Below are 11,274 nucleotides of genomic sequence, written 5' to 3' on the forward strand. Positions count from 1 at the left end.
GTAATAAATAATAATTTTTATTACAATTGAAGTTAAATGTTTGTGCCCATAGCTCAGCTGGATAGAGCATCAGATTGCGGTTCTGAGGGTCAGAGGTTCAAGTCCCCTTGGGCACGAAAGTATGTAGTTTTGGAGAGATGGCCGAGTGGCTGAAGGCGCACGCTTGGAAAGCGTGTATACATGAGAATGTATCATGGGTTCGAATCCCATTTTCTCCGGTTCCTAGGATCCGCACTATTGAGTGTTGCCTAATCCCGTCAGGACTGGAAGGTAGCAGCGGTAAGTGATTACTCAATGAGTGCGTGTAATCTTAGGATAAATTTATTTTGTTTAGATAGGTAAGTACGTTTTTATAAAATAATACTTAAGTAGGTATTATTGTTATATTGTGTATATTGTCATTAATAGTAAAATAAATTTATTGTTAAATAAATCGTTAGTATTTAATTTAAGGTTTAAGTAAAATTATTGTTATTTATGGGGGATGGGATGATATCTGCAAGGGGTACTGCCATTAAGAGGCGTCCCAGAGATTTTACTTCTCTTGAAGGACAAGATTTTGTAGTTGAAACCTTAAAACATTCAATAGAAAGTAATAAGATAGCAAATGCTTATATATTTTCAGGACCACGAGGAGTTGGTAAAACTTCTTCTGCAAGAGCTTTTTCACGATGTTTAAATTGTCAAACAGGTCCAACAATTATGCCTTGTGGTACATGTTTTAATTGTAAATCTATTGATAACGATAATAGTCTTGATGTTATTGAGATTGATGGTGCTTCAAATACGTCTGTTCAAGATGTTAGGCAAATTAAAGAAGAAATAATGTTTCCTCCTGCCAATTCTAGGTATAGGGTTTATATTATTGATGAAGTTCATATGCTTTCAAATTCTGCTTTTAATGCTCTTTTGAAAACCGTAGAAGAACCCCCAAATTATATTGTTTTTATTTTTGCAACAACAGAGGTACACAAACTACCAGACACGATAAAAAGTAGATGTCAACATTTTAATTTTAGGCTTTTGCCTTTAGATAAAATTTATGAGATGTTAAAATGTGTTTGTTTAGAAGATGACATTAAGTACGAAGATGAAGCTTTAAAGTGGATTGCTTATAAGAGTGGAGGTAGCGTAAGGGATGCCTATACTCTCTTTGATCAAATTGTGTCATTGAGTAATTCTGATATAAAATTTGATCAAATCAGATCTAAGATGGGATTAACCAGTGACGAATTCTTGGAAAAATTAGCATTGAGCATTCTTAATGATGATTTAAAAGAGTTACTTAGTGTTTTAGATACTGTATTTTTAACAGGTATTTCATGTGAACAATTTCTTCTTGATGCAATTGAATTTTTTAGAGAAATATTATTTTTGAAATTAGACATCAAAAATATTATGTTTATTGGTGTTAAATTTGAAAGTTTAAAAGAATCTTTATTAAATTTTGATTTAAAACATGTTGAGAGAAGTATTAGTGTATTGCTTGAAACTTATAGGGATTTGCAATTTTCGATAAATCCTAAATATGAAATTGAGATTAATTTTATTAAGATACTTAGACTTAAAAATTATATTCCTAATCATCTTTTAATTAAGCAAATTCAGGATATTGAAACTAAAGCACTAAATGAAATAAATTGTGATATAGATAAAATAAATTGTGATGTCAATTTAAAATCAGAGCTAAGTGATGTGCCTTTGATGGAACCAGATAATGCTACTGAAGAAGAGATACCATTGAAAGTTAAGATTCAAGAGCCTGATGTACATTGTGATTCTGAGGATGATGATATTGATAAAATTTTTATAGAAACAAAGGATAATTTTGATAAGATCGATGATAATGATAGAATTAAAGAAACTTTTATTTACTTAGTGTCTAAGTATGTTCAAACTTTAGTGTATTCAGGAGAGGTTTTAATTGATGGTGGGGTGCTTTATTATAAAATTTTTAGTGGATTTGAATATAATCAACTACAGGCTTATCAAAATGAGATAAGGGCGGAATTTTGTAAAGAGTTTCCTAGATTAAATGTTATATTTCAAAAGCAATTTAAGGATAATGATGATGAGTTTGATAATGAGGTGCTGAGAGTCAAAAACATTTTTGGAGCAAGTGAAGTAAAGGAGTAAATATGGCAGTAAATCCATTAGATTTTTTGAAAAATATGTCAAATTTTAAAGATAATATTGATAATATTAAAAAAGAAATATCTCAAATTGTTGTTTGTGGTAGGGCAGGAAGTGATGTTGTTGTTGTTGAAATGAATGGGGAATTTGTTGTTAAAAAAATTGTAATTAAAGAAGATTTTTTTAATGATTTGGATAATGAAGCACTTGAACATATGATAAAATCTGCTTTTAATGATGCTGTTTTTAAAGTGAAAGAGGAAATAAAATCGAAAACAATGGGTTCTATTCCATTTGGGATTTAAAGTTTGATTATACAAGATTTAATTGAATTAGTTTCTAAACTTCCAGGCATAGGAAAAAAAACAGCAGCACGAATGGTTTATGATATTTTGTATACCGGTGAAAATTTTTCAAGAGCATTGGGACAAATTTTAATTAGACTTCATTTAGAGATACAAAAATGTAAAAATTGTTACAATTTTGCTGAAGAAGAACTTTGTAATATTTGTACGAATTTAAATAGAAATAAAGGTATAATTTGCGTTGTAGAAATGCCTCAAGATCTGGAAGTTATTGAGGCTACTAAGGAATATGATGGATTTTATTTTGTTCTTCATGGTCATCTTGATCCTTTAAGAAATATTGGACCAGATGAGTTAAATCTTGATAAATTAGAGAATTATATTAAACTATTAAAAGCAGAAGAAGTAATTATTGCTACTGAATTTAGTATTGAGGGAGATGTAACTGCAAATTATATCAGTAATCTTTTAAAGGACTTAGATATTAATGTTACAAGAATAGCATCTGGTCTTCCTGCTGGGGGTAGTATTAGTAATGCAGATAAAGTGACTACTCTTAGGGCATTACGTTTGAGACTTAAAATGTGATTTTGTTCTTAAGTCATTTTTTTCAAAATAGTTTGTTTTTATAGCTTTTTAAAGAATTTTTTTGAATGCTTTTTTGTATTTGCATTTAGTTTAGAATTTTAATTTATAACCAATAGTTAAAATTATTTATATAAGGTAATATAAATAGTGTGTTTTTAAATTACTTGAACTTATAATAAAGTGCTTAAGAGATACATTTAGTTTTAATTTTAATTGCAAAAAATTAGCATTTTAAAATAAGTTGTTTTTAAATGCATATTCATGAATTAAATAAATTATGTCTTATTATTAGTTTGCATTGTATTAAAAACATTGGGAGGTTGTTTATGTCTACATTAATACAAAAAACTTTATGTATTGTTAAACCTGATGGGGTTAGAAGAGGTTTAATTGGTAATGTTGTTTCTAGATTTGAGAGGGTAGGATTAAAAATTGTGGCTGCTAAAATGGTTTTGGTTGATCGTAAGATGGCCGAAGAACATTATTTGTATGATGATATTGCTGCAAGGCATGGTGAGTCTGTTTGGAAGTCTTTAATTAATTTTTTAATGAGTTCTCCGGTTTTTGCATTTGTTATTGAAGGTGTTGAATCTGTTGAGGTTGTTAGAAAATTTTGTGGTTCTACAGAGCCTAAGATGTCTGTACCTGGGACAATAAGAGGTGATTTTTCTTATCATAGTTTTAATTATGCCAATGCAAAAAATTTTGCAGTTTATAATGTGATTCACTCTTCTGCAAGTCTTATTGATGCAAATCGTGAAATACCTATCTGGTTTACAAAAGATGAAATTTTTACTTATAAAAGAGATGATGAGTTTGAACATTATTATTAGTTATTGATTATGAGTGTTGTGATACGGCCTATATTGAAATGGGCTGGTGGTAAGAAAAATTTATTGAACTCTATTTTAAATAATATTCCTCTTTCTTTTAATAATTATATTGAACCTTTTATAGGTGGAGGGGCATTGTTTTTTGCATTAAATTTAAAAAATTCAATTATTAATGATATAAATTTTCATTTGATTAATTTTTATATGGAAGTTGCCCATAATTTAAATAATTTTTTATTAAGAATAGAAAAGTATAATAATGCTCCTTTAACTAAGGAGTATTATATTGATATAAGGAATAGTTTTAATAATGCAAATTTAACTAATTTGGAAAAGGCATGTATTTTTCTTTATTTAAATAAAACTTGTTATAATGGTCTTTACAGAGAAAATGGTAGTGGACAATTTAATACTCCTTTTGGTCAATATAAAAAGATTAATCTTTATAAAATTGAAAATTTGCGATTAGCTTCTAAACTTTTGCGAGAAGTTAGGGTTTTAAGTTTAGATTTTTTTTGTTCTTGAATTTTATTAAAAAAATAACTTGTTATTGATGCTTGATCCACCTTATATACCCTATTCAAAAACAAGTAATTTTACAAGTTATAATAAATATGGATTTAATTTTTCAATGCATGAGAGGCTATTACGTTTTTGTGACAAAATAGATAAAAAAGGAGCTAAATTTTTGCTTTCAAATTCTAATACTATATCTAGTCTTGAGCTTTATAAAAATTATAATATTATTTTTGTTGATTCTAAAAGGTTGATTAATGCAAATCCAATTGGACGGGGTAATATAAGAGAAATTTTAGTGAAAAATTTTTAGTAGTATTGCATAATTATTGTAGTGCTTGTTAATAGCCATAAGGTCCTTTAACAAAAAAAAATAAGGATTTTATATGTTGTGTCTGTATTGTGAAATTCTTAGGTGTAAGTTTTATTGATGGTGATTATCTCAATTAATGAATAAGAAATATATTGAGTGTTTGGAATTTGAGATAGTTTAGAGATATTTTTGTATAAATTATTTAGGGACTTGTATGATAGGATATGCTTTGTTTTATTTGTTACCACTTTTTCTGTTATTTAATTGTACCTTTAATTATGAGGAATATTCTAATAGGACAGGTGCTGCTAAAGAAGCTCCTACAATACAAATATTACAAATTAGCTATCATAATATTGTGGGTGGGAAGAAACAAACCATATTGGAAGCTTTAAGTTTTAATTATTTTAATTATTATAAACTTTATAAAGTTGAAAATGGGAGATTTTTGTATCATGCCTTGGAAAATCGAATTTCGGGTAAGTTTAGTAATTTAGAAGGTTCTCATATTACTAAAGATTTAGATATGAAAGATTCTGTGGAATTGAAGATAGAAGATATGAATAATTATTATCTCATTAATACCAATAGACTTTTATGGCGAGATAATGAGAAAAAGTTATTTTCTCCTCCAAATGAGTTAGTATTTATTAGATTTGATGAGAGTAATATAACAGGAAAGGGTTTTTCGTATTTTTTCAAGAGTAATAATTTTTATTTTTATTCTGGTATTGAAGGGCTTGTGAAGTGAAAAGTTTAATTCTTTGTTTAATTTGTATTTCTTTATTTGGTTATGCACAGAGTAAAAACGGTTTGGATGACTCTTCAAAATTAAAAGAAAAAGACAATTCAAAAAAAAAGAGTGAGTTTACTTTTAGAGCTGATTTTTCTCATGGTATTTTGTCTCCTCTTTATAGAAGGATTATTTTAAAGGGAAATCCTGAGGTGATTTCTTCTGATTTTAAGCTTAGGGCTGATGAGATTGAAATTTATGGGGAAGGGAGTTCTTATATTGAGGCACGTGGTAATGTTTATTATGAAGATTATACTAATAAAATGAATGTGAAATCACAATTTTTATTTGTTAATAGAAAATTAGATAATTTTTATCTTCAAAAAGGTGTTGAACTTGAAGATTTAGAAAATGAACTTGTTGTTAAGGCTGAAAGGATTGAAGGTAGTCGTAAGACAAGTGTTTATATTATGCAGTATTCTGTTAAGATATATAAAGGTGACATTTTTGCACGAGCTGAAAATGGAATTTATAATAAGGAAGAAAAAGAAATTGTTCTTGAGGGTGTTCCCGTTATTTATCAAGATGATAATTATTATTCTGCTTCAAGGATAGTTTTAAATACGGAAACAAAAAAATATAATCTTGAGGGTGATGTTGAAGGTAAATTTACTCAAGTGGAGGAAGATCTTCCTCAACAAGAAAAATAGAATAGAATCAATTAAAGAAAAACTTAGTCTTAATGCTGTTACTGATATTGTTCTTAAGGCAGATAGTATTGTTAAGAAGTATGGAGAGAAAGTAGCTGTTAATGGTGTGACTATTGATGTTCATCGGGGTGAGGTTGTAGGTTTACTTGGGCCAAATGGTGCAGGAAAAACCACTACATTTTATACTATTGTAGGTTTTATTAAAGCCAATGGTGGGCGTGTTTTAATCAATAATCATGATGTCTCTAAACTTAATATGTATGAGCGAGCACGATTGGGAATTGTTTATTTGCCCCAAGAGCCATCTATTTTTAGGGAACTTACAGTTGAAGATAATATTTTAGTTGCTCTTGAGAGACGAGAAGATTTATCTCAAGCCGAACGTAAAATTGAACTTGTAAATCTTCTTAAAGATTTTGAAATTAAGCGAATACAATATCAAAAGGCTTATACACTCTCTGGTGGAGAGAGAAGGCGAACTGAGATAGCTAGAGCTTTAGCTGTAAGTCCATATTTTTTGTTGCTTGATGAACCTTTTGCAGGTATTGATCCTATTGCTATTGGAGATATAAAAGATATAATCAGGATTTTAAAGAGTAAGAATATTGGTGTTTTAATTACGGATCATAATGTAAGAGATGCTTTTGATATAATAGATAGAGCTTATATTATTTATCAAGGACAAGTGCTTGATTCGGGGAATGTTGATTATATTATAAATAGTGAGAAGGCTAAAAAACTTTATCTTGGTGAAGAGTTTAGATTATGAAGGTATTGGAGAGAGAACTTTATTATGAATTTGAGCTAGATTCTAGTTTTAAGTTGATTTATACTAAAAAACCTTTTGATTTAGAGATAAAAAATATTAGTAATGATAATTTAAGTTTTATTCCAAAGAATAAAGAAATAAAATATTTAAAGCAATTACATACAAATATTGTTTATGAAGTTGCTGATGATTTTGTTAATTTTCAAAGGGGAGATGGGCTTGTGTCCTCTTCTTTTAATGTTGCTCTTCTTGCTTATTATGCAGATTGTCTTCCTATATATATATTTGACAAATCAAAAAAATATATAGGACTTGCTCATAGTGGATATAAGAGTAGTTTTCAGCTTATTATTTTAAAAATGTTATTTAAATTTCAAGATATGGGTTCAAATTTTGAAGATTTAAGAATTATATTTGGGCCTTATAACAGAGGATGTTGTTATGAAGTTTCATCAGAATTTGTGTCAAAAATAAATTTAAAATTTAGTAAAAAATTGTTGCGATATGTCTTTTTGTAAAAAGGATGATAAAATATATTTTGATAATGCTAATTTTAATTTAGGTTTAATTTCTAATTTTAATTTAAAAGTTGAGGATTCAGGTCTTTGTACTTATTGCAATTGTAATCTTTATTCTCATAGAAAATTTAGAGGTAAAAGGAGTTATGCTGTAATTTGGAGAACTTAGTTTGACTGTTAAAGAATTATCATTGCATTTGGATGAAATATTTAAAGTCAATGATCATAAGGATATTGATAAAAGTCTTAATGGACTTCAAGTTGGTAATTTGGAGCTTGAGGTTAAAAAGGTTGCTTTGGCTGTTGATGCAAGTATGGCAACTTTAAGAGAAGTAAAGGGTTATGATTTTTTAATAACTCATCATGGTATTTTTTGGTCAAAATCATATAAAATTATTGCTGGTATGTATGATAAAGTTAAATGGCTTATTAATAATGATTTGTCGCTTTATTGTGTTCATTTACCAATGGATGCTCATACTATTTATTCTCACAGCAGAGTGTTATCTGATTTTCTTGGATTTCATAATCCTATTCCCTTTGCAAATTATAAAGGTATTAATTTGGGTATTATTTCTATTGCTGAATTTGGTTTTTCTGAAATTTTAAAAAGGATTGAAGCCCATAATAAACATATTCTTTTTTATAAGAAATTTAAAGAGTACGTATCAAGAGTGGCTATTGTTAGTGGTTCTGGATATTCTTTTTTTGAAGAAGCATTAGAATATGATATTGATTTGTTTATAACTGGAGATACTTCTCATCAGATATATTCTTTGGCTGAAGAGAGGGGTGTAAATTTGATATTTGCTGGTCATTATTTTACCGAAACGTTTGGTTTGTTAAAATTAATGGAATATTTAAAAAATCAACGAGGATTAGAAGTTGATTTTATTTTACAAGATACCAATTTATAAGGATTTAATATGAATATAAATAGAAACAGATTAGTTAGTAATTTGATCTTTATCTCTATTTTAGTTTTTTTTGATCAGTGGTCTAAATATTTAGTTGTTACTTATGTTAGGCTTGGAACCGAATATCTATCTTTTTTTGGGGATCTTTTTAAGATAATACATGTAAGAAATACTGGTGTTTTATTTTCATTAGGTTCGAATATTGATTCTAGCTTAAAAAATTTATTTTTTCTTATAATTCCTATTATTATTTTAGTTTTTGTTTTTTCTTTTTCATTAAAAGAAAATAACAAAGTATCGAGGTTTGCTCTTATTTTGATTTTATCTGGTGGTATTGGGAATATTATTGATAGACTTTTTAGGCCTTTGGGTGTTGTGGATTTTTTGGATGTGAAGTTTTTTGGTATTTTTGGACTTCAGAGATGGCCAACCTTTAATTTTGCAGACAGTTATGTTGTTGTTGGGATGATCGTGTTTATAATTTATGATTTATTTACTAAAGATAAAAGTACTAATTTATGAATTTTTTATATTTTGTTTTATGTTCATTAATTAATTTATCTTTAATGTTTTTTATTTTTTTTCTTGAATTTCTTTTTGTTTCAAGATTGAATATTATAGTTTCTCCTATTTTTCAGTATGTTTTAATTATTGTGATGATTTTTATTTCAATTGCAATAAGCTATTTTTTGTCAAGTGTTATTTTTAGGAATATTCTTTCTAAGTTTTTTGATCTGGATTAATAGGAGAAGATTTTGTGAGTTTGCGGATTTTGGTTTCTGGAGAGATTGTAGGTAAGCCTGGCGTTTTTGTGGTAAAAAATTTTTTACATTCTTTTAAACAAAAAAATAAAATTGATTTTGTGATATCTGGCAATAATTTTACTACAGGATTGAGAGGATTATGTAAGAGACATGCATTTTTGTTAAAGAAATATGGTGTTGATGTTTTAACTTTAGGAGAAAATGCATTTGTAAGGGCTGGGCTTAGTGACGAACTTGATAGGTATAATTTTATTTTAAAACCTTTAAATTGCCCTGCTAGGTTAAAAGGTTATTCTTATTTTATTTATAATATAAATGGAATTAAACTTGCTGTACTAAGACTTGTGGGACAGACAGGAATTACGAAATATAATTTTAATAATCCTTTTCTTACTTTTGATTATTTTTATGAAAGAATTAAGTCAATTACCAATAATATAATCGTACTTTTTGATTCTAATACCACAGCTGAAGTTAATGCTATGTTTTTTTATCTCAAATCTAGAGTTAGTGCTTGTTTGGGTATTGGTAAGAGAATATTAACAGCAGATCTTAGAATTTTTGATAATACTGCAGTTATTACCGATCTTGGTAGAGTTGGAAGTTTAGATAGTGTTGTTGGATATTCTACTGTATTTGAAATAGATAAATTTTTAAAAGGTTTTTTAAATAATAAATTTACTGAATCGTGGAATGGGCTTGGTTTTAATGGCATTATAGTTGATATTGATGATGGTAAAGCTGTGTTTGTTGAGGCTATAAGGGAATATATTGATTTTGACAGTAGTATTGCAAATAGTACTGATATTTAGGTGTTACTTTAATTTTTAAGTGTTTTTTACATAAATTTTATTTGGTTGGGAGGTAATAATGTATAGCTATCTTGTGGAAGGTGGTTTTAAAATAGGTGGAAAAATAACGGCGAGTGGAAATAAAAATGCGGCTTTACCTTGCATGATAGCAGCATTGCTTACAGATGAAGAAGTGATTTTGGAAAATGTTCCAAATATTAGAGATGTAGAGGTTATTTTAAAAATTTTAGAAGACATAGGCGTTGATGTTATAAGGGATGGTAATATCCTTAAAATTAAGGCCTTAAATATTGCGAAAACAGAAATAGATTCTTCTTTAACGGATTTAATTCGAGCTTCAATTTTATTTGTAGGACCTATGCTTGCTAGGTGTGGGCAAATTGATATTGCTCCTCCGGGTGGAGATGTTATTGGTAAAAGGCGTCTTGATACTCATTTTTATGGTCTTGGTAAGCTTGGTGCTAAGTTGGTAGAGAATGAACGTATTGTTTTAGAGGTAGATAATTTAATTGGTGCTGAGATGTTTTTGGATGAGGCATCAGTTACGGCTACTGAAAATATTATTATGGCTTCTGTTCTTGCTTTTGGAGAAACTGTGATAATGAATGCTGCATGTGAACCACATGTGCAAGATTTGTGTAATATGTTGAATTTGATGGGAGCTGACATTTCTGGAATTGGTTCTAATTTGCTTAAAATAAGAGGTGTTAAGAAATTAAGAGGGGCTAAATTTAGGATAGGTTCTGATTTTATGCAGATAGGTTCATTAATTAGTCTTGCTGCATTAACGGGAGGTGAGCTTGAAATTAATAAGGCTGATCCTGGTAATTTTATTTTAATAAAGCATGTATATTCAAAACTTGGTATTGATTTTGAATATGATAATGAAAATATATATGTTAAGGAAAAACAGTATTTAAAAGTAAGGTTGGATTTTGGAGGACATATTCCTAAAATTGATGATGGTCCTTGGCCATCTTTTCCAACAGATCTTATGAGTATTATGATAGTAACTGCGACTCAAGTTCAAGGGACTGTGCTTATTTTTGAAAAAATGTTTGAATCAAGGATGTTTTTTGTAGATAAACTTATTAAAATGGGAGCTCAAATTGTTCTTTGTGATCCTCATCGTGTGGTAGTTACAGGGAAAACTATTCTTAAGGGAAGTGATGTATCTTCTCCTGATGTTAGAGCAGGTATGTCTTTGCTTATTGCAGCTCTTTGTGCTGAGGGTAAGAGTCGTATTCATAATATTTATCAAATTGAGAGGGGATATGAAGATGTTGTTTCTAAGTTGAGCTTTCTTGGTGCAAGAATTAAAAGAGTGAAAGATGAATAAAGACTTCATTTTATATATTTAAAT

The 11,274-nt window shown here is 28.5% G+C and carries 13 protein-coding genes, 2 tRNA genes, 1 other RNA gene and 1 pseudogene; all 17 read left to right on the forward strand.

The features are described 5' to 3' along the window. Positions 1-42: 42 nt before the first annotated feature. The 17 genes and pseudogenes from BN1173_RS02345 (at position 43) to murA (ending at position 11,250) form a co-directional block, all read left to right on the forward strand. Positions 43-116 (forward strand) — tRNA-Arg (locus BN1173_RS02345). A 15-nt stretch (positions 117-131) separates the two neighbouring features. Next, positions 132-218, forward strand: a tRNA-Ser gene (locus BN1173_RS02350). A 2-nt stretch (positions 219-220) separates the two neighbouring features. Continuing rightward, an RNA gene (gene ffs, locus BN1173_RS02355) (signal recognition particle sRNA small type) lies at positions 221-319 on the forward strand. A gap of 170 nt (positions 320-489) precedes the next feature. Continuing rightward, positions 490-2,136, forward strand: a complete 1,647-nt coding sequence (gene dnaX, locus BN1173_RS02360) for a DNA polymerase III subunit gamma/tau (protein ID WP_025400750.1) — start codon at positions 490-492, stop codon at positions 2,134-2,136. A gap of 2 nt (positions 2,137-2,138) precedes the next feature. After that, entirely contained in the window at positions 2,139-2,438 is a 300-nt protein-coding gene (locus tag BN1173_RS02365; RefSeq protein WP_014696316.1) for a YbaB/EbfC family nucleoid-associated protein, read from the forward strand. A gap of 3 nt (positions 2,439-2,441) precedes the next feature. Continuing rightward, positions 2,442-3,026, forward strand: a complete 585-nt coding sequence (gene recR, locus BN1173_RS02370; protein WP_038366310.1) for a recombination mediator RecR — start codon at positions 2,442-2,444, stop codon at positions 3,024-3,026. 326 nt (positions 3,027-3,352) lie between these two features. Further along, complete coding sequence (locus tag BN1173_RS02375) at positions 3,353-3,859, forward strand: nucleoside-diphosphate kinase (protein WP_025400752.1); 507 nt, start codon at positions 3,353-3,355, stop codon at positions 3,857-3,859. Positions 3,860-3,868: 9 nt separating this feature from the next. Further along, positions 3,869-4,384 (forward strand): DNA adenine methylase, encoded by a 516-nt coding sequence (locus BN1173_RS04770; protein WP_281276925.1) that lies wholly within the window; start codon positions 3,869-3,871, stop codon positions 4,382-4,384. A gap of 28 nt (positions 4,385-4,412) precedes the next feature. Beyond that, positions 4,413-4,688: a DNA adenine methylase gene (locus BN1173_RS04775; protein ID WP_281276933.1), complete on the forward strand. Its 276-nt coding sequence runs from the start codon at positions 4,413-4,415 to the stop codon at positions 4,686-4,688. Between the two features lie 214 nt (positions 4,689-4,902). Beyond that, the gene (locus tag BN1173_RS02385) at positions 4,903-5,439 is read left to right on the forward strand and encodes a hypothetical protein (protein WP_014696320.1); all 537 of its coding nucleotides are present in this window, start codon (positions 4,903-4,905) and stop codon (positions 5,437-5,439) included. Positions 5,440-5,501: 62 nt separating this feature from the next. Further along, positions 5,502-6,131 (forward strand): LptA/OstA family protein, encoded by a 630-nt coding sequence (locus BN1173_RS02390; RefSeq protein ID WP_425456544.1) that lies wholly within the window; start codon positions 5,502-5,504, stop codon positions 6,129-6,131. Next, complete coding sequence (gene lptB, locus BN1173_RS02395) at positions 6,109-6,900, forward strand: LPS export ABC transporter ATP-binding protein (protein WP_025400755.1); 792 nt, start codon at positions 6,109-6,111, stop codon at positions 6,898-6,900. Before BN1173_RS02390 ends, lptB begins: the two co-directional genes overlap by 23 nt. Next, positions 6,897-7,587: pseudogene (gene pgeF / locus BN1173_RS02400) on the forward strand (peptidoglycan editing factor PgeF). Before lptB ends, pgeF begins: the two are co-directional and overlap by 4 nt. Position 7,588: 1 nt before the next feature. Further along, on the forward strand, positions 7,589-8,335 hold the full coding sequence (locus BN1173_RS02405) for a Nif3-like dinuclear metal center hexameric protein (RefSeq protein WP_014696324.1): 747 nt from the start codon (positions 7,589-7,591) through the stop codon (positions 8,333-8,335). A 9-nt stretch (positions 8,336-8,344) separates the two neighbouring features. Continuing rightward, positions 8,345-8,857, forward strand: coding sequence for a signal peptidase II (gene lspA, locus BN1173_RS02410; protein ID WP_012538225.1), 513 nt, complete (start codon positions 8,345-8,347; stop codon positions 8,855-8,857). A 235-nt stretch (positions 8,858-9,092) separates the two neighbouring features. Continuing rightward, entirely contained in the window at positions 9,093-9,911 is an 819-nt protein-coding gene (locus BN1173_RS02420) for a YmdB family metallophosphoesterase (protein ID WP_025400758.1), read from the forward strand. Between the two features lie 58 nt (positions 9,912-9,969). Next, the gene (gene murA / locus BN1173_RS02425) at positions 9,970-11,250 is read left to right on the forward strand and encodes a UDP-N-acetylglucosamine 1-carboxyvinyltransferase (protein WP_040236381.1); all 1,281 of its coding nucleotides are present in this window, start codon (positions 9,970-9,972) and stop codon (positions 11,248-11,250) included. The last annotated feature ends 24 nt before the right edge of the window (positions 11,251-11,274 follow it).

It is taken from the genome of Borrelia crocidurae (assembly GCF_000825665.2).
Classification (GTDB): Bacteria; Spirochaetota; Spirochaetia; order Borreliales; family Borreliaceae; genus Borrelia; species Borrelia duttonii.

Coding starts and splice junctions, on each gene's coding strand:
- dnaX (WP_025400750.1), top strand. CDS start 490: ATGATATCTGCAAGGGGTACTGCCATTAAGAGGCGTCCCAGAGATTTT.
- BN1173_RS02365 (WP_014696316.1), top strand. CDS start 2,139: ATGGCAGTAAATCCATTAGATTTTTTGAAAAATATGTCAAATTTTAAA.
- BN1173_RS02375 (WP_025400752.1), top strand. CDS start 3,353: ATGTCTACATTAATACAAAAAACTTTATGTATTGTTAAACCTGATGGG.
- BN1173_RS04770 (WP_281276925.1), top strand. CDS start 3,869: ATGAGTGTTGTGATACGGCCTATATTGAAATGGGCTGGTGGTAAGAAA.
- BN1173_RS04775 (WP_281276933.1), top strand. CDS start 4,413: ATGCTTGATCCACCTTATATACCCTATTCAAAAACAAGTAATTTTACA.
- BN1173_RS02385 (WP_014696320.1), top strand. CDS start 4,903: ATGATAGGATATGCTTTGTTTTATTTGTTACCACTTTTTCTGTTATTT.
- lspA (WP_012538225.1), top strand. CDS start 8,345: ATGAATATAAATAGAAACAGATTAGTTAGTAATTTGATCTTTATCTCT.
- murA (WP_040236381.1), top strand. CDS start 9,970: ATGTATAGCTATCTTGTGGAAGGTGGTTTTAAAATAGGTGGAAAAATA.